The 26,986-nt window shown below is 73.9% G+C and carries 25 protein-coding genes; 11 read left to right on the top strand and 14 right to left on the bottom strand.

The genetic code is table 11. The annotated features are described in order from the left end of the window. Window positions 1–16 precede the first annotated feature (16 nt). Window positions 17–292 (top strand): isoamylase early set domain-containing protein, encoded by a 276-nt coding sequence (locus tag ACGFZF_RS32400; RefSeq protein ID WP_393560022.1) that lies wholly within the window; start codon window positions 17–19, stop codon window positions 290–292. A gap of 145 nt (window positions 293–437) precedes the next feature. On the opposite strand, the gene ACGFZF_RS32395 is transcribed toward ACGFZF_RS32400, so the two are convergent. Next, a complete protein-coding gene (locus ACGFZF_RS32395) occupies window positions 438–1,526 on the bottom strand; it encodes a mechanosensitive ion channel family protein (protein WP_393560020.1) in 1,089 nt (362 codons plus the stop codon). 175 nt (window positions 1,527–1,701) lie between these two features. On the opposite strand from ACGFZF_RS32395, the gene ACGFZF_RS32390 reads away from it, so the two are divergent. Further along, window positions 1,702–1,899: a hypothetical protein gene (locus ACGFZF_RS32390; protein ID WP_393560018.1), complete on the top strand. Its 198-nt coding sequence runs from the start codon at window positions 1,702–1,704 to the stop codon at window positions 1,897–1,899. 117 nt (window positions 1,900–2,016) lie between these two features. Here the strand turns inward: ACGFZF_RS32390 and ACGFZF_RS32385 are convergent, their stop codons facing one another. After that, window positions 2,017–3,027 (bottom strand): glutathione S-transferase family protein, encoded by a 1,011-nt coding sequence (locus ACGFZF_RS32385; RefSeq protein ID WP_393560016.1) that lies wholly within the window; start codon window positions 3,025–3,027, stop codon window positions 2,017–2,019. A gap of 414 nt (window positions 3,028–3,441) precedes the next feature. Here ACGFZF_RS32385 and ACGFZF_RS32380 point away from each other — a divergent pair, with 414 nt between their 5' ends. From ACGFZF_RS32380 to ACGFZF_RS32365, 4 genes are all read left to right on the top strand, one after another. Continuing rightward, window positions 3,442–4,503 carry an alpha/beta hydrolase gene (locus tag ACGFZF_RS32380; RefSeq protein ID WP_393560014.1) on the top strand — a complete coding sequence of 354 codons (1,062 nt, stop codon included), beginning with the start codon at window positions 3,442–3,444 and terminating at the stop codon, window positions 4,501–4,503. Then, the gene (locus ACGFZF_RS32375) at window positions 4,500–5,792 is read left to right on the top strand and encodes an MFS transporter (RefSeq protein ID WP_393560012.1); all 1,293 of its coding nucleotides are present in this window, start codon (window positions 4,500–4,502) and stop codon (window positions 5,790–5,792) included. Before ACGFZF_RS32380 ends, ACGFZF_RS32375 begins: the two co-directional genes overlap by 4 nt. A 335-nt stretch (window positions 5,793–6,127) precedes the next feature. Beyond that, the gene (locus ACGFZF_RS32370; protein ID WP_393560010.1) at window positions 6,128–8,050 is read left to right on the top strand and encodes a glycosyl hydrolase family 8; all 1,923 of its coding nucleotides are present in this window, start codon (window positions 6,128–6,130) and stop codon (window positions 8,048–8,050) included. A 221-nt stretch (window positions 8,051–8,271) separates the two neighbouring features. After that, window positions 8,272–9,528, top strand: a complete 1,257-nt coding sequence (locus tag ACGFZF_RS32365) for a DUF2254 family protein (protein ID WP_393560008.1) — start codon at window positions 8,272–8,274, stop codon at window positions 9,526–9,528. Between the two features lie 48 nt (window positions 9,529–9,576). Here ACGFZF_RS32365 and ACGFZF_RS32360 read toward each other — a convergent pair whose 3' ends face one another. Next, entirely contained in the window at window positions 9,577–10,902 is a 1,326-nt protein-coding gene (locus ACGFZF_RS32360; protein WP_393560006.1) for a hypothetical protein, read from the bottom strand. Window positions 10,903–11,034: 132 nt separating this feature from the next. Continuing rightward, window positions 11,035–11,580 carry an EF-hand domain-containing protein gene (locus ACGFZF_RS32355; RefSeq protein WP_393560004.1) on the bottom strand — a complete coding sequence of 182 codons (546 nt, stop codon included), beginning with the start codon at window positions 11,578–11,580 and terminating at the stop codon, window positions 11,035–11,037. Window positions 11,581–11,877: 297 nt separating this feature from the next. Here ACGFZF_RS32355 and ACGFZF_RS32350 point away from each other — a divergent pair, with 297 nt between their 5' ends. Together ACGFZF_RS32350 and ACGFZF_RS32345 are read left to right on the top strand one after the other, a co-directional pair. Continuing rightward, the gene (locus ACGFZF_RS32350; protein WP_393560002.1) at window positions 11,878–12,699 is read left to right on the top strand and encodes a maleylpyruvate isomerase family mycothiol-dependent enzyme; all 822 of its coding nucleotides are present in this window, start codon (window positions 11,878–11,880) and stop codon (window positions 12,697–12,699) included. 139 nt (window positions 12,700–12,838) lie between these two features. Beyond that, the gene (locus ACGFZF_RS32345) at window positions 12,839–13,138 is read left to right on the top strand and encodes a DUF1876 domain-containing protein (protein ID WP_393560000.1); all 300 of its coding nucleotides are present in this window, start codon (window positions 12,839–12,841) and stop codon (window positions 13,136–13,138) included. Window positions 13,139–13,220: 82 nt separating this feature from the next. Here the strand turns inward: ACGFZF_RS32345 and ACGFZF_RS32340 are convergent, their stop codons facing one another. From ACGFZF_RS32340 to ACGFZF_RS32320, 5 genes are all read right to left on the bottom strand, one after another. Beyond that, window positions 13,221–13,946 (bottom strand): CBS domain-containing protein, encoded by a 726-nt coding sequence (locus ACGFZF_RS32340; protein ID WP_393559998.1) that lies wholly within the window; start codon window positions 13,944–13,946, stop codon window positions 13,221–13,223. A 135-nt stretch (window positions 13,947–14,081) separates the two neighbouring features. Next, window positions 14,082–15,323, bottom strand: a complete 1,242-nt coding sequence (locus ACGFZF_RS32335; RefSeq protein WP_393559996.1) for a glycoside hydrolase family 64 protein — start codon at window positions 15,321–15,323, stop codon at window positions 14,082–14,084. A gap of 344 nt (window positions 15,324–15,667) precedes the next feature. Then, a complete protein-coding gene (locus ACGFZF_RS32330) occupies window positions 15,668–16,246 on the bottom strand; it encodes an exonuclease domain-containing protein (RefSeq protein ID WP_393559994.1) in 579 nt (192 codons plus the stop codon). A gap of 90 nt (window positions 16,247–16,336) precedes the next feature. Further along, window positions 16,337–17,002, bottom strand: coding sequence for a GntR family transcriptional regulator (locus ACGFZF_RS32325; protein WP_356609290.1), 666 nt, complete (start codon window positions 17,000–17,002; stop codon window positions 16,337–16,339). A gap of 62 nt (window positions 17,003–17,064) precedes the next feature. Next, a complete protein-coding gene (locus tag ACGFZF_RS32320; RefSeq protein WP_393559992.1) occupies window positions 17,065–18,405 on the bottom strand; it encodes a CaiB/BaiF CoA transferase family protein in 1,341 nt (446 codons plus the stop codon). Between the two features lie 135 nt (window positions 18,406–18,540). Between ACGFZF_RS32320 and ACGFZF_RS32315 the strand changes: the two genes are divergently transcribed. Beyond that, window positions 18,541–19,734: an acyl-CoA dehydrogenase family protein gene (locus tag ACGFZF_RS32315; protein ID WP_393559990.1), complete on the top strand. Its 1,194-nt coding sequence runs from the start codon at window positions 18,541–18,543 to the stop codon at window positions 19,732–19,734. Between the two features lie 97 nt (window positions 19,735–19,831). On the opposite strand, the gene ACGFZF_RS32310 is transcribed toward ACGFZF_RS32315, so the two are convergent. Continuing rightward, window positions 19,832–20,335: an FBP domain-containing protein gene (locus tag ACGFZF_RS32310; RefSeq protein WP_393559988.1), complete on the bottom strand. Its 504-nt coding sequence runs from the start codon at window positions 20,333–20,335 to the stop codon at window positions 19,832–19,834. A gap of 179 nt (window positions 20,336–20,514) precedes the next feature. Then, a complete protein-coding gene (locus ACGFZF_RS32305) occupies window positions 20,515–21,996 on the bottom strand; it encodes a PLP-dependent aminotransferase family protein (protein WP_393559986.1) in 1,482 nt (493 codons plus the stop codon). A 104-nt stretch (window positions 21,997–22,100) separates the two neighbouring features. Between ACGFZF_RS32305 and ACGFZF_RS32300 the strand changes: the two genes are divergently transcribed. After that, window positions 22,101–22,301 (top strand): hypothetical protein, encoded by a 201-nt coding sequence (locus ACGFZF_RS32300; protein ID WP_393559984.1) that lies wholly within the window; start codon window positions 22,101–22,103, stop codon window positions 22,299–22,301. On the opposite strand, the gene ACGFZF_RS32295 is transcribed toward ACGFZF_RS32300, so the two are convergent. After that, window positions 22,286–23,740: a DUF6777 domain-containing protein gene (locus ACGFZF_RS32295; RefSeq protein ID WP_393559982.1), complete on the bottom strand. Its 1,455-nt coding sequence runs from the start codon at window positions 23,738–23,740 to the stop codon at window positions 22,286–22,288. The genes ACGFZF_RS32300 and ACGFZF_RS32295 overlap by 16 nt on opposite strands. An 84-nt stretch (window positions 23,741–23,824) precedes the next feature. Here ACGFZF_RS32295 and ACGFZF_RS32290 point away from each other — a divergent pair, with 84 nt between their 5' ends. Next, entirely contained in the window at window positions 23,825–25,165 is a 1,341-nt protein-coding gene (locus ACGFZF_RS32290; RefSeq protein WP_393559980.1) for a streptophobe family protein, read from the top strand. A 90-nt stretch (window positions 25,166–25,255) separates the two neighbouring features. On the opposite strand, the gene ACGFZF_RS32285 is transcribed toward ACGFZF_RS32290, so the two are convergent. Both ACGFZF_RS32285 and ACGFZF_RS32280 read right to left on the bottom strand, forming a co-directional pair. Then, window positions 25,256–26,245 carry a serine/threonine-protein kinase gene (locus ACGFZF_RS32285; RefSeq protein WP_393559978.1) on the bottom strand — a complete coding sequence of 330 codons (990 nt, stop codon included), beginning with the start codon at window positions 26,243–26,245 and terminating at the stop codon, window positions 25,256–25,258. Further along, window positions 26,245–26,925: a hypothetical protein gene (locus ACGFZF_RS32280; RefSeq protein WP_393559976.1), complete on the bottom strand. Its 681-nt coding sequence runs from the start codon at window positions 26,923–26,925 to the stop codon at window positions 26,245–26,247. The genes ACGFZF_RS32285 and ACGFZF_RS32280 overlap by 1 nt, the downstream gene beginning before the upstream one ends. Between the last annotated feature and the right edge of the window lie 61 nt (window positions 26,926–26,986).

The raw sequence follows: 26,986 nt of genomic DNA, 5'->3' as shown, positions 1-26,986 counted from the left end.
AAGCCGGGAGCCCCCGATGCTCGAACGCAAGACGCGTAAGAACCGTGCCGAGGTCACCTTCGTCCTGCCGGCCGACACCCCGCCCGGACCGGTCAGCGTCGTCGGCGACTTCAACGGCTGGCGGCCCGGTGTCCACACCCTCCAGCCGCGCAAGGACGGCCGGCGCGCCGTGACCGTGGGCCTGCCCCTGAAGAGTGCCCACGCCTTCCGCTACCTCGCCGCCGGGGACTACTGGTTCGACGACGAGGCGGCGGACGCCCACGACGGAGTCAACGGCCGCGTCCACACCTGAGACGCCCGTACGCGCGCCCCGAGGCCGCGCGTACCGCACCCGCCCGCCGAGCGCCACCGGCGGGCGGGTGCGGTACGCAGCGCCGTGCGGGAGACGTCAGCCGGTCTCCGCACCGCGCGGGGGACGGGGCCCGGCTTTCGCGGGCTCAGCGCGCCGGGCTGCGCACCTCGCCGCCGGCCGACCTGGTGGACCGGGCCGGCCGGTCCGCCGGGGCGGTGGCGACGCGGGGCAGGGCGTACGGATGCCGGCGGGACAGCCAGGCGACCAGCTGCTCCCGCACGGTGCACCGGGTCGTCCACAGGTCGTCGGGGTCCTTCGCCGTGACGATGGCGCGGACCGTGATGCCCGTGGGCGTGGTGTCGGTGACGGACAGGTCCCAGCCCCGCCCGTCCCAGGTCGGGCAGGTGTCGAGTATCTCGCGCAGCTCCGCCCGCATCAGCTGCACGGGCGTGGCGTGGTCGCAGTGCACCATGACGGTGCCGGTCATCTCGATCCCGCCGCGCGACCAGTTCTCGAACGGACGGGCCGTGAAGTACGACACGGGCATGGTGACGCGTCGCTCGTCCCAGGTGCGGACCGTGAGGAAGGTCAGCGTGATCTCCTCGACGGTTCCCCATTCGCCGTCGACCACCACGGTGTCCCCGATGCGGACCATGTCGCCGAACGCGATCTGGAAGCCGGCGAACAGGTTGCCCAGCGTCGACTGGGCGGCCACGCCCGCCACGACGCCGATGATGCCGGCCGAGGCCAGCAGCGAGGTGCCCAGGGTGCGGAAGCTCGGGAAGGTCACGAGCATCACGGCGGCCGCCAGGATGCCCACCGCGACGGTCACGACCCGCATGATCAACGTGACCTGGGTACGGACCCGGCGCACCTTGGCCGCCTCGCGGCTGCCGGACGCGTAGCGCGCGTAGCTGGACTCGACCACGGCGGCCACGATGCGGATCGAGAGCCAAGCGCCCGCGGCGATCAGCACGAGCAGCAGCATGTGTCCGATCAGTGCCTCACGCTCACGGAGCGGGGGCCAGTCGATCGCCCGGTGGGAGCCGCGGAGCAGTCCCGCGAGCAACACGATCTGGAACGCGGCACGACAGCGGCGGAGCAGCCCCCACAACGGGGTCTCCGGATGGCGGAGGTCCGCTCGGCGCAGCAGGAAGTCGGCGAGCAGGCCGCTGGCGACCGTGAGCAGCACGGAGCCGCCCACGACGATCGTCAGACGAAGAACGCTGTCCATATCTCCTCAGCAAGGGTGTCGGTCTGCGGTCACCTGTCTCGCCTGCCCCGCTTCCGCACCGGGAACCGGACGGTGCTCACGGCCGGGCGGTGGCCCGCCGGGGGCGGGGCGGATACCGCGCCGTTCTTCGGGTACTCGCGCGGGCGAGTGTGGAGGACGCAGGAGGAGGCAGGTCATGCGTGGGCGCAACGGCGGGAGGCCCGTGTCGCGGACGGCGGGCGCGGCGGGCCGGCTCACCGACGAGGAGTTCCGGGCACTCCTGAGCGAGGCCAGAGCGGAAGCACGACGCCGGTCGCTCGGCTCGCCGCCCGGGGGAGAGACGGACTACTCGTTGCGCACGCAGCACGCGGAGTTCGGGGCGGCGGCCCACTGAACCCAGCGAACCCACTGACCCGCCGGACTCACGGAGGCGGTCCCGACCCGAACTCACGGAGACGGCCCCGGGCTTCCGCCCCGGAGGCCGCCGCCTGACCCGTCTGACCCGCCGGGTTCAGTGGCGTGACGGCATGTGACCTGCCGGCACCTGCTCCCCGGTGGCGACCGGACCGGGCGGTGTGCCGTCGCCGAACGGGCGCCCACCGAGCGCGTGGCGCCCGTGCGGGGAGAGCCAGCCGGAGAGGTCGGGGCCGACCGGGACGACCCCGGTGGGGTTGATGTCGTCGTGCACCGTGTAGTAGTGGCGCTTGATGTGGGCGAAGTCGGTCGTGTCGCCGAAGCCCGGCGTCTGGAAGAGGTCCCGGGCGTACGCCCAGAGCACCGGCATCTCGCTGAGTTTCTGCCGGTTGCACTTGAAGTGCCCGTGGTAGACGGCGTCGAAGCGGACGAGCGTCGTGAACAGGCGCACGTCCGCCTCGGTGATCGTGTCGCCCACCAGGTACCGGCTGCCCCGGAGACGTTCGGAGAGCCGGTCGAGCCGGTCGAAGAGGCGCTCGTACGCCTGCGCGTACGCCCGTTGCGATCCGGCGAACCCGGCCCGGTAGACACCGTTGTTGACGTCCGCGTAGACCGGCCCGTTCACGGCGTCGATCTCCTCGCGCAGTGCGGGCGGGTAGAGCTCCGGGGCCCCGGAGCGGTGGTGCGCCGTCCACTCCAGCGACAGGTCGAGCGTGATCTGCGCGAAGTCGTTCGTCACCACTTCGCCCGTCGGCACGTCGACGATCGCCGGCACGGTGATCCCCCGGTCGTACTCCGGATCGCGGGCGAGGTACGCCTCCCGGAGCCGCTCGATACCGAGGACCGGGTCACGGCCACCGGGGTCGAGGTCGAACGTCCAGCTCCGCTCGTCGTGGACGGGGCCCGCGATCGCCATCGGCAGGGCCGCCTCAAGACCGAGCAGCCGCCGCACGATCACCGCGCGGCTCGCCCAGGGGCAGGCCCGGCTGACCACGAGCCGGTAGCGGCCGGGTTCCACGGGGAAACCGTCGCGGCCGTCCGCGGTGACGCGGGTGGTGAGGTACCGGCTGTCGCGCGCGTACTCCTTGCCGTGCTGCACGTAGCTCATCCCCGCGCAGTACCCGCCCACGCCGGCGGCAAAAGTCGCGCAGCGGCCGAAGGGGCGGTGCGGCCGATCGGCCGTGCGGGCCGAGGGCCCCCGGGTGGGTCTGCACCGACCACGGGGACCACACCCGGTGACCACGCCGCCCTCGCCCCCGGTCCCCGCCGGCCGGCGCCCACAGAGATCGCGAGCCGGATGGCGGCGGGCGATACTGGGCTCGGCCCGGGCACCCGCCGTCGAACGGGTGGTCGAGAGCCGGGGTGCCCTCGGGCGGATCCGGCGCCCTCGCGCAGTTTCCCGGCCGCCGCCGGGACCAGTACCGGCCCCGGAGGAGCGACGCATCACGGCACCGTGAACGCCCGGGCGCGCGCCCGGTCCCGAGAAACCGGCGCCCCTCGGCGCGCGAACGAGGACGGTCACATGGCAGAGACGGCGGCACAGGCTCCCGCGGCTCCCGAGCCGGACACGGCTCCCACGGCGTCCGCGCACCCGGGCGGATCCCGTTCCCCCGGCGTGCGGCGGATCACCCTCGACGCCGCCGGGCTGCCCCTCTCCGCCCTCCTGAGCGAGCCCGCGGACGGCCGCCCGCCCCGCGCGACGGTCGTGGCCCTGCACGGGGGAGGCATGAGCGCCGGGTACTTCGACGGCCAGGCCCACCCCGACGTCTCCCTCATGACGCTCGGCGCCCGCCTGGGTGTCGCCGTCCTCGCGCTCGACCGGCCCGGCTACGGCGCCTCCGCCCGGTATCTGCCCGAGGGGCAGGCGCTGCCCGAACAGGCGACGGCCGTCCGGGCCGCGCTCGCCGAGGTCACGGCCCGTCACGACACCGGCCCGCTCTTCCTGCTCGCTCACTCCTTCGGCGGCAAGCTCGCCCTCGCGCTCGCGGCGGACGCGCCGCCCGGGCTGTTCCTGGGCGTCGACGTCTCCGGGTGCGGGCACCGGCCGGCGGTCGACGCCGCCCGCCTCCTGCGCCGGGCGGACGGCGCCGCCCTGCGCCGCCTGAACTGGGGTCCGCTGCACCTGTACCCGTCGGGCACCTTCCACGTCGGACAGCGGATCGTGACCCCGATGCCGCCGCGCGAGCGGGACACGGTGGGCGCCTGGGGCGCCCTGGCGCCACGACTGCTGCCCCGCGTGCGCGTCCCCGTACGGCTCACCTTCGCCGAGCACGAGGCCTGGTGGCGGCACACCGACGCCGATCTCGGCGCCCTCACCGGACTGCTGTCCGGCGCGCCCCGTGTCGTCGTCGACCGGCTTCCCGGCGCCGGCCACAACATCAGCCTCGGGACCGCCGCCCGCGCCTACCACCTGCGGGCGCTCGCGTTCCTCGACGAATGCCTCCGTGCACAGGGCGGGCGAGCACCCGGCCACCGCGACGCCGCCGCTTCCGAGGCCGGCCCTCGCTCCCCGGCGGAGCACACCGCCCCCCACGCCACCGTCGCCGTTCGCCCCCACGCCGGCCCTCCCGCCGTCGCACCGTGATCCCGGCTGCAGCCGCCCACCCGTTCCGTGCCCTGGGCGTCCGCAACTTCCGGCTCTTCGCCCTGGGGCAGGTCGTCTCCGTGGCCGGCACCTGGATGTCGGTCGTGGCCCAGGACTGGCTCGTCCTGGAGCTGACGGGGAACTCCGCGACCGCCCTCGGCACCGTCACCGCCCTGCAGTTCACCCCGGTGCTGCTGTGCACCCTGTACGGCGGAAAGCTGGCCGACCGCCACGACAAGCGCACGCTGCTGACGGCGGCCAACCTCGCCTCGGGCCTCCTCGCCCTGCTGCTCGCCGTCCTCGTCCTGAGCGGCGGCGTCAGCCTGGCGCACATCAACCTCTTCGCGCTCGGCCTCGGGCTGGTCAACTCGGTCGAGGTGCCCACCCGGATGGCCTTCGTCAGTGAGCTGGTGGGACCGGAACTACTGCCCAACGCCTCGGCGTTGAGTGCCGCGTACTTCAGTGTCGCGCGCGTGGCGGGCCCCGCCGTCGCCGGCCTGCTCATCACCGTCGCCGGCACGGGCTGGGTCCTCCTGCTCAACGGGCTCAGCTACGCGGCGACGGTGCTCGCCCTGCGGCGCATGCGCCCGGACGAACTGCACCGCGGCGCCGAGCCGGCCGGGCGGGCTCGGGTCGCCGACGGGCTGCGGTACGTGCGGAGCCGCCCCGACCTGGTGGTGCCGCTCGCCCTGGTCGCCGGCGTGGGCCTGTTCGGGCTGAACTTCCAGCTCACCCTGCCGCTGCTGGCCAAGACCGTGTTCCACGCCGACGCCGCCTCGTTCGGTCTGCTGACCACGGCCTTCGCCGCCGGGTCGCTCGCCGCCGCCTTCCTCACCACCGCCCGCCGGACGCGGCCCTCGGCACGACTGGTCACCGGCGCGGCCCTCGTCTTCGCCTGCCTGGAGACGGCGACCGGGTGGGCCCCCGGGTACGCCGCCGCCGTCGTCCTGCTCTTCCTCACCGGCGGGGCCTCCATCTACTTCGCCCAGGCCGCCAACCACCGTGTCCAACTCGGCAGCGACTCGCGCTTCCGCGGCCGCGTCCTCGCCCTCTACACCCTCATCCTCCAGGGCTCCACCCCGCTGGGCGCGCTGCTCGTCGCGCGGATCGGCGCGGAGTGGGGAGCCCGCGCCTGCTTCGTGGCCGGCGGCCTCGCCTCCCTCCTGGTCGGTCTGGCCGCGCTCTGCCTGCGGGCGGGACGCTCGGGTCCCGAGCCGCCGGAGCACGACGCCGGGGAGGACCCGCCCGTACCCGGGACGCGACGGGCGGCCGGCGGCCGGCGGACCTGAGCAGGCCGCCGTCCAGCTGCCGCCCCCGGCCGGACGCGGCGGGTGACGGACGCGCATGCCGCCGCCTCCGCCCGGCGCGGAGGAACCGGCGGCGCGGAGGAACCGGCTCGGCGACTCCGGAGTCGAAGCCTCGGACGTCGTCGGGAACCGGTCGAACGGCGGCCCCTGGACAGGTAGTTGAACACAAGTCAGAAATCCGTTCGTGGCGGGGGTCTTGCGCGGACCCCGGCCCGCTCTCTAACCTCCGGCGCAATGGTTAGGAATATTTCCTAACCATTAGCCATGGCTCAGAGCCCGGTCCCTGGAAGTCCGTCACGAAAGGAACCACCACTGTCATGAGCCGAAGAGGCACCACTCTTCTCGTGCTGTCGGGACTGCTGGCCCTGCCGCTCGTCGGCCTGCCCCAGGCAGCCGCGGCCGACTCCCTCGTCTCCGTCGGGAAGCCGGCGACGGCGTCGTCCGTCGAGGGAAGCGGTTTCGCGGCGGGTCTCGCGGTCGACGCCGACACCGCCACCCGGTGGGCCAGCGCCGAAGGGGCCGACCCGCAGTGGGTGCGGATCGACCTCGGATCCCCCCACACCCTCTCGCGCGTGAAACTCCACTGGGAGGCCGCGTACGGCAAGGCTTACCGCATCCAGTCCTCGTCGGACGGCGTCACCTGGACCGACCTCTACTCCACCGGCTCGGGCGACGGGGCGGTCGACGACCTCGCCGTCTCCGGCACCGGGCGCTACGTCCGCATGTACGGGACAGGCCGCGGCACCCCGTACGGGTACTCCCTCTGGGAGTTCGAGGTCTACGGCGCGCCCGCCTCGGGCGGCGGCGACACCGCCGCGCCGAGCGCGCCGGGGAACCTGCGCACCACGGCGACGACGTCGACCAGTGCCTCGCTGGCCTGGAACGCCGCCACCGACAACGTGGGCGTGACCGGTTACGACGTCTACCGCGGCGCCGCCCTCGTCGGCTCCACCACCGGGACGACGTACACCGACACCGGACTCACCGCCTCGACCGCGTACAGCTACACCGTCAAGGCGCGCGACGCGGCCGGGAACGCCTCGGCCGCGAGCGCCGCGCTCAACGTCACCACACCCGGCGGCGGTTCGGGACCGGCGGTGCCCTTCGGCAGTCACCTCAGGCCCTACGCCGCCGGCACGCTCAAGCCGTCCGGCACGCAGGCGGCCCTCGACCAGAAGGTCGTCGCCTACTACAACAACTGGAAGTCCGCCTTCGTCCGGCAGAACTGCGGCAACGGCTGGTACCAGATCATCTCGCCCGACGCCGACCACCCGTACGTCGCCGAGGCGCAGGGCTACGGCATGGTCATCGCGGCGACGATGGCAGGCGCCGACCCGGACGCCAAGAAGATCTTCGACGGACTGGTCAAGTGGAAGATCGACCACCCGTCCTCGGTCAACCCGAACCTGCTGGCGGCCGAACAGGACGTCAACTGCCGCAGCGTCAACGGCGGGGACGGCGCCACCGACGGCGACATGGACGTGGCGTACGGGCTGCTGCTCGCCGACAAGCAGTGGGGCAGCGCGGGCACGTACAACTACAAGGACCTCGCGATCAAGCACATCAACGCGATCAAGAAGGACGAGGTCAACCCCACGACGCAGTTGCTGAAGCTCGGAGACTGGAGCAGCTCCGGCGACCAGTACTACTACATCACCCGGACCTCCGACTGGATGGTGGACCACTTCCGCGCCTTCCGCTCGGCCACGGGCGACAGCGCCTGGGACGGCATCCGCACCGCCCACCAGACCCAGATCGCCAACCTCCAGTCCACGTACGCGCCGAGCACCGGACTGCTGCCCGACTTCGTGGTCACCACGAACACCACGCCCAAGCCCGCGCCCGGGCAGGTCCTGGAGGACCCGAACGACGGCTCCTACTGGTGGAACGCCTGCCGCACCCCCTGGCGCATCGGCGACGACGCCGTGACCGGCGGGGACGGCAAGTCGCTCGCGGCGGCCCGCAAGCTCAACAGCTGGATCAAGACGAAGACGGGCGGTGACCCGAACAAGATCGCCATCGGCTACAAGCTCAACGGCACGCAGATCTCGGCGGGCAGCGAGGCCGCCTACTTCGCCCCCTTCGCCGTGGCGGCGATGACGGACCCGGGAAGCCAGGCGTGGCTGGACGCCCTGTGGAACAAGATGCTGGGCACCCCGATCGACACGAGCAGCTACTTCTCGGCGAGCATCCAGCTCCAGGTCATGATCACGGCATCCGGCAACCACTGGGTCCCGTGACCCCCTGAACCGCCGCCGGCCCGGCGGCACCACAGGCACCGCGCCGCTCCGGCGTCCGGGGAGCGGCGCGGTGCCCGTGCCGGGCCCCGCGGCGGAACCAGAGGTCCGGACGGACTCCGAACGGCTGATCCGTGCCCGTTTCGGACGCCCAATGCGCCCCGCCGTCCCCTCGGTGTGATGGGCTCGCGGCTCCGTCCTGCGCGCGAGAAGAGGGGCCCGCGGTGGTCGACTATCCCGGTGCGCGGCGGTCGCACGGCCTGTTCCACCCGCCGCGCCGCGCGATGCGCAGAGAGCTCTCGCAGGTGCTGTGCGGCTTGGCCGGCATCGGCCTGGGGCTCCTCGTGGCCCAGGTGGAGGCCGGGCCGCAGGTGGCGGCGGCCGGCGTGGGGGGCATGCTGTTCACCTTCGGCTTCGGCGTCATCAGTCTGGTCAGCATCATCTACTCGGTGCTCTTCCTCGTCGTGCAGTTCTCGGCCAGCACCTTCACCCCGCGCCTCGGTCTCTTCCGGGACGATCCGATCGTCTGGCGGACGTTCGCCTTCGCGGTCGGGGTCTTCGTCTTCTGCGTGACCACGGGGCTCGCCGCGATCGGCCAGGAGGACGTCTCGGTCGTCCTCCCCGCCGCCGCGGTGATCCTCTCCCTGCTGGCGCTCTGGTTCATGCGCACGCTCCAGGCGCGGGCCTTCACCTCGATCCAGCTCGCGCCGTCGCTCGCGGCGATCGCGGAGCACGCCCACCACGTGATGGACGTGCTGTACACGAAGCCGTACGCGACCGGAAGGGCCGAAGCGACCGGAACCGCCGTGGAGACCGGCGAGAGGCCGGGCGAGGCCGTGACGCTGTGGTGGACCGGACAGGGCGCGGTGCTCCAGCAGATCGACGTGCCCCGGCTGGTCGAGGCCGCGCGCCGGGCGGACGCCGTCGTCGTCCTGTACGCCGGGATCGGCGACACCCTGGGCCGCGGGCGTCCCGTGGGCGAGATCCGGGGCCGGGACCTCCCCGAGGCGGTGGTGCGCCGCGGGCTGCTCACCGGCGTGGAGCGCACCCTCGGCCAGGACGCGGAGCTGCCGTTCCGGCTGCTCGCCGACATCGCGCTCCGGGCCCTCTCGGCGGCCGTCAACGACCCCGCCACGGCCGTGCAGACCCTCGACCACGTGGAGGAGCTGCTGATCCGGCTCGCCGACCGCGACCTGGCGATCGGGCACGTCACGGATCCGCAGGGCGGCGTCCGCCTGATCGTGCCCGTCCCGGACTGGGAGCGCTACGTGCGCACCGCCGTGGACGACGTGATCGTCGCGGCGTCCACGGGCGCCCCGATGACCCTGCTGAGGATGCGCGGGCTGCTGACCCGGTTGCTCGACGCGTGCCCCGACACCCGCCGCCCCGTGGTCGCCGACCGGCTGGCATGGGTCGAGGAGCTGGGCGCGGAACGCCATCCGCGGCTGTGGACGCCCGGACCCCGGAGTCGACCCTCCTGAGCGGTACGGGCGGGGTCCGCGACAGGTTCCGCCGGACGGGGGAAGCCGTCAGACGGTCGGACGCGCCGCCGCCTCCCGCTCGGAGGGCCGGACCTCGTCCGCGTCGTCGAGGAACTCGACGACCGCGAGGAGCCCGAGCGCGCCGAGGGCCAGCCAGAAGGTGACCATCCCCGTCGGGTGGTCCCAGAGGACGAACACGACGGCGGCGAGCACCACGACGCCCCAGTTCAGCCAGTTCTTGTGGCGGTGGACCCAGCCGCCCACGGGGCCGGTCGACAGGCCGGCCGCACCGCGTACCGCCCCGATGCCCGACCGCCACATCTCCCGCGCCCGGACGGCCCGCCGCCCCGGCCCGCTCAGCCAGGCACCGAGGGCGACGATCACGCCCAGCGTGACGACGGTGCGGACGCCGGCCCGGAGGAAGCGGATCAGCGCGTCGTAGACGGAGCCCGCGGCCGCGGGGTTGACCGACGCGGGCAGCGCGTCCAGGTAGAACGTGCGGAACACCGTCAGCCCGATGCCGAGGATGCCGACCGCCACCGCCATGGCGAGCGCGGTCACGACGAGCGCGCGCCTGCGCCGGACGGCGAGCCAGACGCCGCCGGCCGCGAGCAGGACGGCGATGACGGGCAGCCAGACCCCCATGACGTCCAGCAGCCGGGCACCGGTCTTCACCTTGCCGACCTGATCGGACGTCATGACCGTGAAGTCGGTGTGCACCTCGGGGATCTTCGAAGCCACCGTCAGGCCGCTGTCGACGAGCCGCTGCTTGACCTGCTCCACGACGGGGGCGAGGTCGATGGTGACCTTGTCCCCCTCCAGCTTCACCGCGCCGTCACCGCTGCCGGTCAGGGCCTTGTCGACCGCCGCGTGGGCGCGCCGGTTCACGTCGGTCCACACCGTGGCGAAGGCGTCGCTCGTCACGAACTTCGACGTGATGGTCTCGACCAGCCCGCGCAGCGCGTCCGTCAGCGGCCCTTCGAGCTTCTTCAGCGCCGCTTCGAGCCGTGGCCGGTCCTCCGGGGCCACCTGGTCGAGGAGGAGGGGGACGTCGACGTGCTCCATGACCACGTTGGTGACACGGTTCGTGATGCCCGCCTGCACGTCGGGGTCCGAGGCGAGGGGCGCCACCGTGGCGACGTAGCGGTCCGTGTCGCCCACGATGTCGTTGGTCCACACGGCGACGACGCTCAGCGGGGCCAGGATGACCGCCAGCACGATGAGGACGGCCGAGAGGGCCGAGCGCAGGTGGTGTTTGCGGGCGGGCGCCGCACGCGTCTGCTCCAGCGCCGCGAGACGCTCGCGCAGCTCGGTCAGTTCCGTGCGCTCGGAGGGAGGCAGCGGACCGTTCCCCGTCCCGTCGGCTTGGCTCATGCGCGTGTCCCAACGTGTCCCGGGAGTGCCCGGATGCAGTGGAACCAGCTAAAGCCCGCCGCCCCGGCCCCGCCATTCGGAGTGCTGCGGACCGGGGACATGGGCACGGCCGCCGGCGGAGGGGCCGCGACCTCAGCGGACGCCGAGGAACAGGCCCCCCGGGGTGTCGAGGTCGTCGTTGTTGATGTGGAACGCGCGCAGTGAGCGGGCGATCTCCCGCTGGGAGATGAACGCGTCGCGGTCCAGGTCCAGTCGGCGGAAGGCGACCGGACCGGCGTCGCCGGAGACGCCCCAGACGGTGAGGTACGCCGCGAACTCGTCGGCGCCGACCCGCTGGTCGCCGTCGGTGTCCAGGATGCGGAAGATCGCCCGGGCGAGCCGCTCCAGGACGTTCTGCCCGTCCGTCTCGTAGTCGGCCGAGCGGTGCGCGGCGACGAACTCCTCCTCCGACAGCCGGTCGCGCCCGGGCTCCGCCCGGGCCAGCAGCCCGAGCCACAGCTCCCAGTACGCCCGCTCCAGTGCCTGGATCCGGGCGTCGTCCGACGCCAGGCCGTACCCGGCCGCGTACCGGTCCACGATGCCGCGGTGGTCGGCCCATGTGACGCTGCCGTCCCCGTCGCCGTCCAGTACGGCGAAGAGCCGCCTGAGCCGGCGCGAGATCGGATCGGGTCCTGCCATGCTTCCCCTGTCCTTCCGAGAGAGCGCACCGCCCGGTGCGCCGCAGCCCCGTGACGACCGTGTCCCGGGGCGTGTACGAGCCGTCTTCCCGGCGTGGCCCCCGCCACGCCCGGCAGCCGCCGGCCGAAGGCCCGTCGGCGAGCCTCCGGGGCGAGTCCCCGGTGAGCCCGTCGATCTCTGAGACGCACGATCCCTCGTCAAGGTTCATCCGTCTGCCTAGGATCAGGGCGCCGTCAGCGCAGGAGCCCCGTTCGGGGCTCCTGCCGGGGCACGTGACCGGGTGAAGGGGAGAAGGCCATGGAGACGGAGCCGACCGCGCAGGGGCGGGGTGTGCTGCCCGCGGGGCTGGGCGAGGCGATACGCGCCACCGCCGAGGACATCGCCGCCGTGCTGCGCACCGCGGTGGACACGGGGGTGCCCGTGCCGCGGTCCGAGTGGACCGTCGGCGAGGCCGCCGCACACCTCGCCCAGGCCAACGAACTGATGGCCGACATCGCCGCGGGCCGTCCCCGGCCCTATGGCGACGGCACCCCGCCGGGCCTGGCCGCGGCGAACGCGCAGGCCCTCGACGCCTTCCCCGAGCGGGGTGCCGCCCCGCTCGCGGAGATGATCACGGACCAGGCGGCCGCCTTCCTCCGGGCGATCGACGAGCGCGCGCCGGACGACGTCCTGGACACGCCCCTCGGCCCGATGGACCCGGCCGTCTTCGGCTCGTACCTGCTCACCCACATGCTCGGCCACGGCTACGACCTCGCCCAGGCACTGCGCCGACCGCACATGATCGACCGCGCCCGGGTCGAACTCACGCTGCCGTTCATGATCACGGCCATGCCCCGGGTCGTCGACCCCGCCGCCGTCAAGGGACTCAGCGCCCGCTTCACCGTCCGCCTGTGGGGCGGTGCCCGCTTCGGTGTCACCGTCGCCGACGACGTCGTACACACCACGGCCCGGCCCGCGGAACGCCCGGACTGCACCGTCCTCACCGAGCCGGTCGTCTTCCTGCTGCTCGCCCTCGGCCGTTGCGACCCCTGGCGCGCCATCGCCGGCGGGAGGGCGCTCAGCTGGGGCCGCAGGCCCTGGCTCGGCCCGCGCTTCCCCCTCCTCTTCACCGCGCCCTAGGAGACGTCGTCGGGGCGTCGTCGGAGCGTCGTCGGAGCGGAACCGGCCGTCGCCGAGCGCCGGAGCCCGCATGGAGGGATTCTTGAAGGAGAAGGGCCGCGTGGCGGTTCCGCGTGGCCCCAGTGCGAGGAGGCAGACCATGACACGGCAACTCGAGTGGACGGTCGGCCTGGAACTGACCGAGGAGGACGGCAGGACGAAGGCCGAGGCCCGTCTGGACACCGGGACGGCCCGCCTCACCGGCCGCGGCAGCGCCCGCTGCAACCCCTCGGACGTGGACGTACCGGCGATCGGCGACGAACTCGCCGCCGGCCGGGCCATGAAGGATCTGGCCGGAAAGCTGATGCGGGAGGCCGACCGCGACATGGAGGCGGTCGGCGCCGGAACGGTGCCCCAGCACACCGGGCCCGGATACGGCTGGCCCGAGGCGGTCTCCTGAAGGCCGTCCGGGCGGCTCGTGCCGGCCGCTCCGGCCGCGGTCGTACGGGCGGGTCCTGAGCCGGGCACCGGGCCCGCTCCGGTCAGGCGCGCGCCGGGCCGGACCCCGCGAGCGGCTCGTGCCCGGCGCCGCCCTCCGCTGCTTCGGGGGCGGGTCCGGGCGGGACCGCGGCCGTGTCGGTGCCGCCGGCCAGGCCCTGGTCGTCTCCGGGACCACGGTCCTGGTCCTCGTAGGTCAGCCGGTCCACGACCTCCACGACCCCGTCGACGCTCTCGCAGAGCCGTACGAAGACCGGGGCCACACTCCGGCGTTCCAGCGTGCCGCTCAGCGTGACCCGGCCCTCGTCGACGTCGATGTGGATCGACGCGGGCGAGAGGCCCAGGATGCGGGTGACCACGTCCTCCAGGATCTCCTCCTGGATCGCCCGGTCACGCCGCAGGAACAGCTGAAGCAGGTCACTGCGGCTCAGCACCCCGATGAGCCGGCCGCCGGCGTCCACCACCGGCAGCCGCTTGACCCGGTGCCGCTCCATGAGCCGGGCCGCCTCGATCGCCGTCCACGACGGCCGGGCCACCACCACCGGACTGGTCATCATCGCCTCGGCCGTGCTGGGACCGTCCTTGGTCGTGTGCCGGCGCAGCAGGTCCGCCTCCGAGACCACGCCCACGGGCCGGTCGTCCTCGTCGACGACCGGGACGGCGGTGATCCCGTACTCGTCGAGCAACCGCGCGATCTCCTTGAACGACGTGCCCGGCTGCACGGCCACCGCGGTGGGGGTCATCAGATCGGCCACACTGCGGTTCCTCATGCCCGGTCACGTCCCTTCTCGTCTCCTTTGTCCATGATCCCCCACGCGGAGCCCGGACACGCCCCAGGGGGGGTGTCCGGGCGCCACGCCGGGTCAGGGTGACGAGGTCCGGGGGATGTGTCGCCCGGACAGGACCTAGTCGAGCGGGTCGAGCGTGACGTACGCCTGCTGGGGGCTGCCGTCGTGCACCAGGGACTCGTGCGCGCCGACGTCGTCGAAGGCGAAGCCGTACGCCTTGCCGTCCGCCATCTGGGCATGGATCTTGCGGGAGTAGTGGTTCGTCACGGCGTCCTGGTAGAAGCCGGCCGACGAGGTGTCCGGCTGCTGGGGGTTGGTGAGCAGGGTCGAGCGGTTGAAGCCCGCGCACAGCGTGCGCGAGATGGGGCCGCGGACCTGGTCGTTCGGCGCGTCGAGCAGCTTGTAACAACCGAAGACGCTGTCCGAGTCGGGCTTCTGGAAGGAGGTCACGACCGCGCCCGAGCTGTTGGTGAAGTTCATGACGTTGCCCGAGACCCGGCCGTAGTACTTCACCGCCGGCTGGTTGGCGAAGGGGGTCACGGTCAGCGTCGAGCCGGCGTACTTGCTCCACACGCGGTTGATGTAGTCGTTCATCACACCCGAGGGCAGCGCTCCGGCCTCGATGCCGTGGCCGGGTGCGAGGGCACGCAGCACCGTGCCGTCGGACCGGGTCTGGACGAGGCCGGCCCAGCCGCCGGGCTGTCCGCGCAGCGCGTCGAAGAAGCCCCGGTAGCCGCCGGGCTTGAGCCGTCCGGTGCTGGCCACGCTGCCGTCGGGGCGCTTGACGCCGACGGCGTAGGGCACCGAGAACATGTCGACCTGGGTGCTGTTGAGCCACAGACCGGCGTCGTTGAGCGTGTACTCGGACCAGTTGAAGAGGATGTTGCGGTTGGGGTCGCTCGGGTTCTGGACCGCGGGCTGCACGAGACCGCCGGTCGCGACCTTGAAGACGAGCTTCTGTCCGTAGCTGAAGTAGATCCGGCCGGAGAACTTCGGCAGGCGGATCGTCATCGCCTGGCCCCGGGCCGGTCCGGCGATGGAGGCGTCGGGCGCCGGGGACGGGACGGAGCCGCCGGCGGGCCAGGGGTGGAAGGTGCCGTTCGCGTCGGCCCAGCCCTGGCGGCCGGTCGAGAGCTCGGTGCCGAGGTTGTAGACGTAGACCTGGTCGGTGCGCCCGGAGTTGTTGGTGAAGGTGAGCGGGATGGTCGCGGGGACGGCGGCGGCCGCCGCGGCGTCGGCGCGGACGGTGCCGGCCTGGACGTCCGCGGACGGTCCGGCGACGGTGAGCGTGATGCCGGTGACCGCGGCGAGCGACAGCGGGACGAACACCTTGAGCCTGCGCCGGTGGGGGGAGGGCATGGGGGCTCCTCGAGGGGTGGGGGATCCGTGCGGGGATGAATGAGGCTCGCCGGAGCACTCCCGCCCGGGAGCGCTCTGAGAGCGCTCTCAGAATGGGGAGGGGGCAATGAACCTGTCAATGGCTGTGACGGTTTCCTCCGCATACGCCGGTGCCGGCGCCTGTCGAGGGCGGGGAGCGCCGGCCTTGCGTCGCTGCCGAGGACCGTCAACCGACGGTGTGCGCACGGCTACTGACGGCACATCAGCCGGTTCGACGGGGACCGCTCCGTGGCCGACGGCGGGGCCGCCGCCGAGCGCACCCGGCGAGCGCTCCGCTCACCGATACGGCCTGATCGACAAGACGCTTAGGGAGTCACCGCCGGCCAGGCGCCGCGTTCGTGCATCCGCAGGACCAGGGCCGCGATGTTCCAGGCGTCGTCCTCGCCGCTGTGGTGCCTGCCCTCCAGCGGCAGACCGGCGATCCGCAGGGCCTGGGCCATCCCGGGGCGCCGGCCGAGCCCGTACGCCTCGGTGAACACGGCCTTGGCGTTGGTGTGATGACGCCCGAAGGGGTACTCGGTGCCGGTCGCCCGGCACTGGCGGGTGAACTGGTTCCGGTCGTAGTCGCCCCAACTGGCCCAGGGGAGCGACCCGGTGGCGTGTTCGGCGGCCAGCAGCCGGCAGGCGGCCGCGAAGTCCAGGCCGGTGTCCACCTCGGCCTGAGTGAGCCCGGTCAGTTCCGTGCAGAACGGACTGACCGTCGACCGGGCCGGCCTGACCAGGACGCGGTGGCGCGCGACCCGCACGCCCGCGTCGAGGTCGACGACGCTGAGCCCGATCTCGATGATCTCGTTCACCGCGCCCGGCGGTTGCCGGCCGTCCCAGCAGGTCGCCTCGACGTCGACGACGTTCCACAGCCCCAGTGCCGGTCTTTCGTGATCCATGGACCCGAGGCTATGCAGCAGGCGCCCTGCCCGGCATCCGGATTTTCGCCGGCGCGGGGCGGCGCCTCGGTCGCCCGCCGGCCGGGGGGCTCACCTCAGGTCCAGTACCTCCCGCAGCGCCGCCACCGCGTGGGTCCGGTGCTCGTCGAGCCGGCGGACGGCGGTGTCCGCGTCGCCGTCCCGCAGGGCGGCGATGACCGCCCGGTGTTCGCGGACCGCCAGGTCGCGGTGCCCGGCCTCGGCGTAGTACAGCGACCGGTAGGCGTCGGTCGAGTCCCAGAGCGTCGCCACGAGCCGGATCAGCCGGGGCATGCCGGACGCCTCGATCAGCGCGAAGTGGAACCGGCGGTTGGCCGCCGCCATCTCCGTGACGTCACCGGACTCCGCGGCCTCCTCCACCGCGCGCTGGATCTCCTCCACGGCGTCGAGCAGCCCCTCGTCCGCACGGGCCACGGCACTCCGCACGGCCTCGCCCTCCAGGAGCTCCCGGATGCGGTAGATCTCCTCCAGGTCGGCCAGCGACAACTCGGCCACGAAATAGCCGCGGTGGACGTGGTGCACCACCAGGCCCTCGGCCTCCAGGGACTTCAGGGCCTCACGCAGCGGCACCCTGCTGACGTCGAGCCGGGCCGCGAGCGCGTCCTGGCGGATCTGGTCGCCAGGACGCAGTTCCCCGCTGGTGATGGCGCGCCGCAGCTCCTCCAGGACGAACTGCTGGGCGGTGGGTGGCCGCCGCTTCCCTGCCGCGCTGTTCATCCCCTGTGGCCTCTCGCTCGGTCGCCCGCCGCGCGCCCGCGCCGCCGGTCGCGTCCATCTTCCTACGGGGCCTCCCTACGGAGCCGATCGGGCAGCCCCAGCTCCCCGAGCAGCGCCGCGGTGTGCTGGCCCAGGCGCGGGGGAGCGGCGGCGTAGACGGGGGGCGTGGCGCTCAGCGCGATCGGATGGGCGACCTGCCCGGGACCCGCGGCCTCGGCCGGGACCGCGGGTTCCAGTCCGAGCCGCTCGGCGAACGCGAAGGCGGCGGCCAGGTCGTTGATCGGCCCGCACGGCACTCCCGCCGGCGTCAGCTCCTCGAACCAGCTGTCGGCGGTACGCCCGGCGAGCGGGCCCGACAGCGCCGCGACGAGCTCCTCGCGGTGGGCGACCCGGGCCGTGTTGGTGGCGAAGCGGGCGTCCTCGGCGAGGCCGGCCAGCCCGAGGTGTGCGCACAGCGTCCGGAACTGCCGGTCATTGCCCACGGCGAGCGCGAGCGGCCGGTCCGCCGCCTCGAACACCTCGTAGGGAGCGATGCTCGGATGCCGGTTGCCCAGGGCGCGGGGGACCACGCCGGCGGCGAGATAGGCCGCGGACTGGTTGCTGAGGGCGGACAGGAGCGAGGTGAGCAGGGAGACCTCCACCCGCTGGCCCTCGCCGGTGCGTTCCCGGTGGCGCAGCGCGGCCAGGATGCCGAGGCCGGCGTGCAGCCCGGTGATGACGTCGACGAGCGCGACGCCCGTCTTGGTGCCGGGACCGCCCGGCTCGCCGGTCACGCTCATCAGGCCGCCCATCGCCTGGACCAGGAGGTCGTAGCCGGGCAGCCGGGCCCCCTCGCCGGCGCCGAAGCCGGTCACCGAGCAGTAGATCAGCCCGGGGTGGGAGGCGCGCAGGTCCTCGTGGCCGAGCCCGAACCTCTCCATGGTGCCCGGGCGGAAGTTCTCCACCAGGACGTCGGCGCGGGCGACGACGGCCCGGGCCGCCTCCAGGCCGGCCGGGTCGGTGAGGTCGAGGGCGAGAGAGCGCTTGTTGCGGTTCACCCCGAGGAAGTACGTGGCCTCGCCGTCGGCGAAGGGCGGGCCCCAGGCGCGGGTGTCGTCCCCGGTGCCGGGCCGCTCGATCTTGATCACCTCGGCGCCGAGGTCGGCCAGGAGCATCGTCATGTAGGGCCCGGCGAGGACCCGGCCGAAGTCGGCGACGACGATCCCGTCCAGGGCTCCGGGCCGCGGCGCCGCACCGGCCGCGCCGGTCACCCCCGGATCCGGGTCCGGTCCGGAGCCGGCGGCCGTTGCGTGCGCGTCGGGGGCCTCCGCCCGATCCGGAGCGCAGTCCGTCTCCCGCTCTCCCGGCCTCGCGGTGTCCGGACCTCCGGAGGTCTCCCGCGTCCTCGGCTGGTCTGCGTGCATCCCGCTCTCCTCCGCCGGCGATCCGATCCGGGGCGAACGTACGCACCGGTGAGCGGATATTCAATACTGGATCCAAAATACGATCTGCCGCTAGGCTCGGCCCGCCGAGTAGCCGCAACCGCCGGGAGTCCCGCGATGAAGTCCACGAGCGTGCCGAAGTCCTCGCCCGTCCATCCCTTCGACCTGCTGGCCATCGACGGGCTGCTGACCGACGAGGAGCGGGAGATCCGCCGCACCGTGCGGGCCATGGCGGACCGCGAGCTGCGCCCGCACGTGGCCGGATGGTTCGAGGAGGGCGCCGTACCGGCCCGGGAACTGGCCCGGAAGCTCGGCGGTGTCGGCGTGCTCGGCATGCACCTGGAGGGGTACGGCTGCGCGGGCACGAACGCCGTCGCGTACGGCCTGGCCTGCCTGGAACTGGAAGCGGTCGACTCGGGACTGCGCAGTCTGGTCTCGGTCCAGGGATCGCTCGCCATGTACGCGATCTGGAAGTACGGCTCCGAGGACCAGAAGCGGCAGTGGCTGCCGGGCATGGCGGCGGGCGAGTACATCGGCTGCTTCGGGCTGACCGAACCGGACGCCGGTTCCGACCCGGGCGCCATGCGCACGCACGCCCGGCGCGACGGCGCCGACTGGGTTCTCGACGGCACGAAGATGTGGATCACCAACGGTTCGGTCGCCGACGTCGCCGTCGTGTGGGCCCGTACGGACGAAGGCGTCCGCGGCTTCCTCGTCCCGGCCGGCACTCCCGGCTTCAGCGCCCCCGAGATCAAGCGGAAGCTGTCCCTGCGGGCGAGCGTGACCAGCGAACTCGTCCTGGAGGGCGTGCGCCTCCCGGCCGACGCGATGCTGCCCGAGGCGCGTGGCCTGTCCGGACCGCTCGGCTGCCTCAACGAGGCCCGCTTCGGCATCGTCTTCGGCGCCCTCGGTGCGGCGCGCGACTGTCTGGAGACCGCCATCGCCTACGCCGGCGACCGCGTCGTCTTCGAGCGGTCCCTCGCCTCCTACCAGCTCACGCAGCAGAAGCTCGCCGACATGTCGCTGGAGCTGGGCAAGGGCATGCTGCTCGCGCTCCACCTGGGCCGGCTCAAGGACGCGGGCCGTCTCACGCCCGAACAGGTCAGCGTCGGCAAGCTCAACAACGTCCGCGAGGCGATCGCCGTCGCCCGTGAGTGCCGCACGATCCTCGGCGCCAACGGCATCACGCTGGAGTACCCGGTGATGCGGCACGCCAACAACCTGGAGTCGGTCCTCACCTACGAGGGCACGAGCGAGGTGCACTCCCTCGTCGTCGGCAAGGCCCTGACGGGCGAGTCGGCCTTCCGCTGACCCGCGATCCGGTCCGGGCCGACCGGCGATCCGGACCGGGGCTCGGCCCGCCGGATCCCGGGAGGCCGCCGAGGTCCGGGCGGGTCCTCGGGCGGACTCAGCCCGCCGCCACCTTGTCGACGAAGGCGTTCAGGTGGGCCATCGTCCGCTCGATCCGCTCGTCGACGGTGAGGGACTCCTCCTGGCGCCCCGCGCGCAGCCTGGGCTGCCGCTTGCCGCGGATGTACAGGGAGCAGGCCAGGTCGGCGCAGATGTACGTGCCGACCGTGTTCCCCTCGCGGCCCCGGGAGCCGGCCAGCGGCGCCGCGAGCAGCGTCACGCCGGACGAGGCGTGCCCGGTCAGGCAGATCTGGCAGAGGCTGGACTTCACGGCGCTGGTGCGCCCGGTGGCCGGTACCCGCAGGCTGATCCCGAGAGGGCCGTCCTCGCGCGGGAGCACCAGATGGGCCCGCAGGGGCGCGCCGGGGTCGACCCAGCCGAGGAAGTCCAGGTCCTCCCAGGGGAGCGCGGCGAAGTCGAGCGGAAGCCGGAGCCTGCTCGCCTCGCCCTTCGTGCAGTTGACGAACGACGAGCGGATCTGGCGGTCGGTAAGAGGTTCCACTCGGTGCACCGTACACACGGTGCCCGGCGGGGGCACCCGGTTTTCCGGCGACCCTCACCGACGGCAGCCCTCACCGACGCCGGGCCGCGCCCGGCCGCGGACCGTGCCCCGGCGGCGGAGCCGCGCCCGGCCGCGGACCCCACCCCGGCCGAGGGCCGTGCCGTGAGCTCGGGCCCCGCTCAGGCCACCCAGTCGGGCAGGCCGGGGTCCGGCATCCGGGCCGGAGCGCCCTCCAGTGCCGCCGCCAGGCGCTCGGCCGCCGTGTCGTACACCTCGGACGGCAGGGTGAAGGGAAGCCGCAGCCGGTGCTCGTGGGTGCCCGGGTCCACGCCGAACCGGGCTCCGCCCTCCACCCGTACACCGTGTCGCAGGGCGCGCTCCGCGAGGCCGGAGGCGACCGGCCGGCCGAGGTCGACCCAGAGGCACAGGCCGCCCGCGGGCCGCGTCCACCCCCAGTCCGGCAGATGGCGGGCCAGCGCCGCTTCCAGTGCTGCCCGCCGCTCCCGCAGCTGCGCCGCCCGCCGCGGCAGAACGGTGTCCAGGCGGTCCATGAGCGCGACCGCGACCAGCTGGTCGAGGACCGAACCCGACAGGTCCGCCGTGATCCGGATCCGGGCCAGCTCCGTGATCACCCGCGAGGCGGCGCGCAGCCAGCCGACCCGCAGGCCGCCCCAGCAGCTCTTGCTCAACGAGCCGACCCCGATGACCTGCTCGCCGCCCGCCGCCCCCACCGCCGCGCCGAACGGCCGCGGTGCCGGTACGTCCAGGGCGATGTCGGTCAGCGTCTCGTCGATCACCAGCCAGGTGCCGGTCGCCTTCGCCGAGCGCGCCACCTCCCGGCGCTGCTCGTCGGGCATGAGCAGCCCGGTCGGGTTGTGGAAGTCCGGGATCAGGTAGGCCAGCCGGGGCGCCGTCTGCCGCAACGCCGCGTCGAGGAGCCCGCTGTCCCAGCCCGCCTCGGTGACCGGGACGGGGGTGAGGCGCAGCCGCCGCCCGCGCATGGCGTCCAGGGCGTTGGGGTACGAGGGGTTCTCGGCCAGGGCCCGGTCGCCGGGCGCACCGAGCAGGGCCAGTGCCAGCGAGACGCCCTGCTGGGCGCCGGTCGTCACCAGGATCTGCTCCGGCCGGGTCGGCAGACCCCGGCGTGTGTAGCGGTCGGCGATCGCCGACCGCAGCTGCGGCAGCCCGTACGGGTGGTAGCCCTGGGCGCGGGCGAGGCGCGGCAGTTCGGCCGAGGCCGCTGCGAGTGCCGCGGCCAGCTCGTCGGCCGGAGCCTCGGGCGCGGCGAGGGCGAGGTCCACGACGGACTCGGCGTCCGAGGCGAACGCGGCCGGCCCGAGCGGTGCCTGACCGTCCGGCAGCGCCGTCCAGGTGCCCGCACCCCGGCGGCTGTGCGCGTACCCGCTCTCCCGCAGCAGGTCGTAGGCCCCGGTGACGGTCGTGCGGCTCACCGCGAGCGCCACGGCCAGCTCCCGCTCGGCGGGCAGTCGCATGCGCGGGGAGACCCGGCCGTCGAGCAGTGCCCTGCGGACCGCCCGGGCGAGCTCCCGGTAGCCGAACCGGCCGTCGGGCGGGGGAGTGAGCAGCGCGGCCAGCTGGCGGCCCGTCAGCGTCCGGTCGGCGGTGGAGACCACCGTGCGGACCACTCCACTCTCTGCCATGCCAATCACTCCTTATTGGCCCTGCTCCTCAGGCCAATAAGGCTACAGACTGCTGTCCAGTGGCCTGGTGGCCGTGGGGCGCGGGGCCGGGAAGGGGACAGGCGATGACGGGACACTTCACCGATCGGGACGAGAGGCTGTGGCAGCGGCGGGCCGAGCTCGGGGCGGCGCGGCCGCCGGTGCTCGCGACCTGGATCCGCCGGCTGGCCACGGCCACGCGCCGACACCGGGACGACGGCGCCGCCCGGCCGTCGGGCGGCGCCGTCGTCCCGCGTGGGCGCGAGCCGGCTCAGAGCACCGGCTGAAGGTCCGGCGTGACCGCTCCGGCGTCCGGGACTCCGGCGTCCGGGGCCCCGGGGGAACCCGGCGGGGGGGCGTCCTCGGACAACGGGCTGCCGCCCGGGGCCGACTGGTCGGCCGTCGTGCCGTCCGTGGTCGAGCCCTCCGTCTGGGGCAGTGACTGCGGCGCGGGCGGGGAGTCGGAGTCGGGCGGCGGGGAGTCCGGCGAGTCGGGCGACACCGGCGAGACGGGCGCGACGGGGGACTCGGGCGAAACGGGGGACAGCGGCGTCGACGGGGTCGAGACGGAGTCCGACGGGCACGGGGTCGGGGTGATCCCGCCCTGGGGCTTCGGGGTCTCCGTGCCCGTGAAGCACGGCACCGGGGAGGTCGAGCCTGAATCCGACACCGAGGGCGACGGGGGTGCCGTCGGCGCGGTCGTGTGCTTGTCCTTGTTCCCCGTGTCGCCCGGCTTGCGGGTGAACCAGTCGCCACCGGAGGGGTCGTAGACGACGAAGACGTTCACGACCGTGACGGACGGCGCCACGACGACGACCTGGGAGGCCTCGTAACCGGGCCAGGCGGCGCCGGTGGTCTTCGGCGACTTCTGGGCGACGGGCGGCGTCAGCGGGTTGCCGCAGGCACAGCGCACCCGGGGCACGCCGCGGTCGTCGACGAGGACAGCCGTGCCGGCCTGGAGCACCGACTGGTACGTGGTGGCCCCGCCGCCCCGGAAGCCGTGGTTGGTCACGCGGGTGTCGACGCGGAGCTGAAGCGGCGTCAGGGACCGCAGATAGCCGGGAACCTCGTTGGCGGAGATGCCGAGGACCGACGCGAAGGCGGCGTTCTTGGCGGGCTCGGCGGCCAGGAAGCGCACCTGTTGTTCGACGTCGCAGCTCGCCACGTTCTGCGTGCCGCCGTACAGGCCGGGCGCGGCGCCCGAGACGCTGCGGGTGGCGTTGGCGTCGGCCGACTTGGTGGGGCTGGGCAGCGGCACGGCGGACGGGGAGGCGTCGGGTGCGCGGGCGGTCGACGGGGTGAACGGATCGGGGCCGGTGGCGGCGGCGTTCTGCAGGAACACCTCACCGCCGCCCCCGGAGGCGCTTCCGCCGCCGTTGCCGTCCGGCCGGGTCAGCACCACGATCAGGGCGATCGCCGCGACCAGTACGGCCGTGATCGAGGCGATCTTGGGAACGGAGCGCCACCAGGGGCCGCCACCGCCGGAGCCCGCGCCGCCGCCGGCCGGACCGCCACCGGTGCCGCTCGGGCCTCCACCGGATCCGCCCGCGCCCGCGCCTCCGCCGGATCCGCCTCCGCTCGGGCCTCCGCCCGAGCCGCCGCGTGGCGGCCCGGAGGGGGGCGGCGGTCCGGCCGAACCCGGAGTGGTGCTCGGCCCCGAGAGGGGGCCGGAGGGCGGGCCTGAGGGGGGTACCGACGGGCGGCCGGACGGCGGGTGGGAAGTCACGTTTTTCCCTTTCTTCCGTTCCGTGCCCATTGTGTGCGCGGAACGGGTGCCGCCCGCAAGCGGACCGCACCCGCCGGCATTAGCGTGGGCAGCGTGAGCCGTCAGGTCCCCACCACGCCCCGCCCCCCGACCAGCGCGGGGCATGTCGCCCGTCAATGGGGCGAAGCCCTGGCCGCCGTACTGGCCGGCTTCGCCGCCATGGCCGTCGTCGCGGCCCTCGGCCTCTGGGCCGCCGGCGCCGCCGACCTCCCCAGCGGCTTCGTCAACGTCGTCGCCGCGGTGGTCGTCATGGCCGCCGGCGGGCACGTGGAACTCTCCGGAGACGCGGGCGCGCTCGCCGGGACGAACGCCGAGATCACCGCGATGCCGCTCACCGTCACCCTGGTGGGCGCACTCGTCGCCGGTTTCTGCTTCCTGCGCCCCCTGCGCCACCACGCCGTCGCCCACACCGGCGAACTCCTCGGCCGGGTCGTCGCCGTCGTCGTGCTCTGGCTGGCCGGGCTCGCCGCACTGTCGGCGCTGGCCGCCCACGACTTCCCCCTCACCCTCGGCGGCGGCGACACGACGGGGGACCTGCCCGACATCTTCGGTGAACTCCTCGACGCGGTGAACCCGACCGTCGGCTTCCGCACCGACCTCGGCCCCACCCTCCTCTTCGGCCTCCTGTGGATCCTCGGCGTCCTGCTCATCGCACTGCTCGTGTCCCGCCGGACCCCGCTCCCGCCGCGCCTCCTGCGCTACCAGGAGCCGGTCCGCCCCGTGGCCTCCGCGATGCTGCTGCTCGTCCTGACGTACGTGGTCATCGGCCTCGGCATCGGCGTCGTCGTCGCGGCCACCCAGGGCCACGCGTCGGAGACCCTCGCCGTCCTGCTGCTCGGCCTGCCCAACGTCAGCTGGATCGCGCTCGGCGTCGGCATCGGCGGCTCCTGGGAGGGCCGGGTCGACGGCCCGTTCGGGCTCCCCATGCCACCCATCCTCGACGCGGTGCTGCGCGGCCCGGACACCTCACAGCTGTCCACGGTGGACCTCTCCTCGCTCGCCTCGTACGACTCGCGGGCCTGGTGGCTCCTCCCGGTCGCCGCCGTCCTGGTGCTCGTCGCGGCGTTCGTCGCCGCCGTCCGCGCCCCGGCCCGCTTCCGGCTCTGGCAGCACGCCGTGCACTTCGCGATCGCGTTCGCCCTGACCATGCTGGTCGTCATGCCGATCACCCTCGTCGAGGCACGCTTCGGCCTCTCCATCCTCGGCATCGGCGACCTCGACTCCCTCGGCGGCGAGGTCGTCCTGCGCCCGCACGTCTGGAGAACGGCCGGTCTGGCCCTGCTGTGGGGTGCCGTCGCCGGCTTCCTCGGTGCCCTGCTCGCCACCGGCGCCCACCGCGGCGAGGTGGACGCCGATCCGGACCGCCCCGCGGACCGCACGTCCTGACATCCCTCAGGGGGTGGCGGGGGTCCGGCCCGATCGCCGGGACGGCCCGCGCACCTGCCACCGGTGGCGGCTGCGCCCCCTACGGCACCTCTACGGCTCCTCCCGGAACACCGGCAGCGCCCACTTCGGCGGCGCGGGCGGGGGGCTCGGGGGGCGGGGCTCCGAGGTTTCCGAGGGGGCCGGGCCGGGGGCGCCGTGCTCCAGCGCCGCGCGCAGCTCGATGACGAACTCCACGCACGTGTCGTACCGCTCCTCCGGGACCTTCGCCAGAGCCTTCCCCAGCACCGTGTCGACCGCCTCCGGCAGACCCGGGCGCTCCGCCGACACCGGTGGCGGCGGGTCGTACTGGTGGGCCCAGAGCAGCGCCATGTCGTCGTCGCGGCGGAACGGCGGCATCCCCGTCAGCGTCTCGAAGACCACGCAGCCCAGGCTGTACACGTCGCACCGGCCGTCCACCGGCTTGCCGGAGATCTGTTCCGGGGCCACGTAGTCCAGCGTGCCGACGAACTGGCCCACCGTCGTCAGACCGGTCAGCGACAGGGACTTCTTCGTCAGACCGAAGTCCGTGAGGTACACGTGTTCCGGATGATCCCGGTCCGTTCCCTCCGCGACCAGGATGTTGCCCGGCTTCACGTCCCGGTGGACCAGGTCGTGGGCGTGCGCCGCGTCCAGCGCGGACGCCACCTGGGCGGCGATCCGGCCCGCCGTCGCCGGCGGCAGCGGGCCCTCGCGGTCCAGCAGCGCCCGCAGGTCCTGCCCGGCGACGTACCGCATCGCGATGTACAGCACGCCCTCCGTCTCGCCGGCCTCGAAGACGGGGACGATGTGCGGATGGTCGATCGCCGCGGCCACCCGCGACTCGTGCGCGAAACGCTTGCGGAAGGTGTCGTTGCGGGCGAGTTCGGGCGCCAGCAGCTTCAGCGCCACCGTGCGGTCCAGCCGCAGGTCCCGCGCCCGGTACACGACCGCCATCCCGCCCCGTCCGATCTCGCCCTGGACGAGGTAGCCCGCGATCTGCTTGCCCACCAGCCCCGACTCCCGGCCGGCCGGCAGATCCGCGCCCCGGGTGGCCCCGGCCATCAGCGCTCACCCGGCAGGTTCCCGGGGTCCACGATCTGCGTGGGCGGCGGGCCCGCCGGATCGCTCCGCGGTCGGTCGCCCTCCTCGTCGAACCGCTCCACCACCTGCGTGGGCTCGTGCCCTGCCGCGACCGCACCCGCCTCGGCCGGTACGGCGGCCGCCGCCGACGGGGCGACCGACGCCGCGTACGTGGTCAGCCCCGTCCCGTCGCAGAACACCCAGCGTTCGTGCTCCGCGTCGTACAGCCACACCGCCTCGCCGTCCACGACCATCCCGATCCGCAGCCCGCGGGTGCGCCGCCGGAAGGCGTCGCCGTCCGTGCGCCCCGCCGCCAGCTCCTCCGCCGCGCGCCGGTAGCGGCCCAGGGACTCCTCGGCCCGGGCGATCAGCTGCCGGGGGTCCGCGGTCCGTGCGAGCGGCTTGCGGGCCTCGGGCGGATCGACGGGCACCGCGACCAGCAGCCGCGCGTCGACCCACGCCGACCAGCCGTTGGAGCACAGGATCCGGCCCCAGTCGCCGACCCGTTCCATGAGCTGCACCGGCAGGAAGGCGTCGAGGGGTTCGGTGGGCAGACCGGGATCCGGGGCCTCCCACGCGGGCAGCCCGTCGCGCGGCACGACGTGCGTCGGCCGGAAGTCGGGGACGAACTCGGGGACGGGGGGTGTGACGGGGAAAGCCATGGACCGCCTGCCTTCGCTGTGCGGGACGTACGACGGCCTCGGACGGGCCGCGGGATCCGGG

The sequence above is a fragment of the Streptomyces sp. NPDC048338 genome (assembly GCF_043201055.1).
Classification (GTDB): Bacteria; Actinomycetota; Actinomycetes; order Streptomycetales; family Streptomycetaceae; genus Streptomyces.
Note: the sequence above shows the minus strand (reverse complement) of the source record. Positions and strands in the feature narration are given on the sequence as shown.

Coding starts and splice junctions, on each gene's coding strand:
- ACGFZF_RS32400 (WP_393560022.1), top strand. CDS start 17: ATGCTCGAACGCAAGACGCGTAAGAACCGTGCCGAGGTCACCTTCGTC.
- ACGFZF_RS32395 (WP_393560020.1), bottom strand. CDS start 1,526: ATGGACAGCGTTCTTCGTCTGACGATCGTCGTGGGCGGCTCCGTGCTG.
- ACGFZF_RS32390 (WP_393560018.1), top strand. CDS start 1,702: ATGCGTGGGCGCAACGGCGGGAGGCCCGTGTCGCGGACGGCGGGCGCG.
- ACGFZF_RS32385 (WP_393560016.1), bottom strand. CDS start 3,027: ATGAGCTACGTGCAGCACGGCAAGGAGTACGCGCGCGACAGCCGGTAC.
- ACGFZF_RS32380 (WP_393560014.1), top strand. CDS start 3,442: ATGGCAGAGACGGCGGCACAGGCTCCCGCGGCTCCCGAGCCGGACACG.
- ACGFZF_RS32370 (WP_393560010.1), top strand. CDS start 6,128: ATGAGCCGAAGAGGCACCACTCTTCTCGTGCTGTCGGGACTGCTGGCC.
- ACGFZF_RS32360 (WP_393560006.1), bottom strand. CDS start 10,902: ATGAGCCAAGCCGACGGGACGGGGAACGGTCCGCTGCCTCCCTCCGAG.
- ACGFZF_RS32355 (WP_393560004.1), bottom strand. CDS start 11,580: ATGGCAGGACCCGATCCGATCTCGCGCCGGCTCAGGCGGCTCTTCGCC.
- ACGFZF_RS32350 (WP_393560002.1), top strand. CDS start 11,878: ATGGAGACGGAGCCGACCGCGCAGGGGCGGGGTGTGCTGCCCGCGGGG.
- ACGFZF_RS32345 (WP_393560000.1), top strand. CDS start 12,839: ATGACACGGCAACTCGAGTGGACGGTCGGCCTGGAACTGACCGAGGAG.
- ACGFZF_RS32340 (WP_393559998.1), bottom strand. CDS start 13,946: ATGAGGAACCGCAGTGTGGCCGATCTGATGACCCCCACCGCGGTGGCC.
- ACGFZF_RS32335 (WP_393559996.1), bottom strand. CDS start 15,323: ATGCCCTCCCCCCACCGGCGCAGGCTCAAGGTGTTCGTCCCGCTGTCG.
- ACGFZF_RS32330 (WP_393559994.1), bottom strand. CDS start 16,246: ATGGATCACGAAAGACCGGCACTGGGGCTGTGGAACGTCGTCGACGTC.
- ACGFZF_RS32325 (WP_356609290.1), bottom strand. CDS start 17,002: ATGAACAGCGCGGCAGGGAAGCGGCGGCCACCCACCGCCCAGCAGTTC.
- ACGFZF_RS32320 (WP_393559992.1), bottom strand. CDS start 18,405: ATGCACGCAGACCAGCCGAGGACGCGGGAGACCTCCGGAGGTCCGGAC.
- ACGFZF_RS32315 (WP_393559990.1), top strand. CDS start 18,541: ATGAAGTCCACGAGCGTGCCGAAGTCCTCGCCCGTCCATCCCTTCGAC.
- ACGFZF_RS32305 (WP_393559986.1), bottom strand. CDS start 21,996: ATGGCAGAGAGTGGAGTGGTCCGCACGGTGGTCTCCACCGCCGACCGG.
- ACGFZF_RS32300 (WP_393559984.1), top strand. CDS start 22,101: ATGACGGGACACTTCACCGATCGGGACGAGAGGCTGTGGCAGCGGCGG.
- ACGFZF_RS32285 (WP_393559978.1), bottom strand. CDS start 26,245: ATGGCCGGGGCCACCCGGGGCGCGGATCTGCCGGCCGGCCGGGAGTCG.
- ACGFZF_RS32280 (WP_393559976.1), bottom strand. CDS start 26,925: ATGGCTTTCCCCGTCACACCCCCCGTCCCCGAGTTCGTCCCCGACTTC.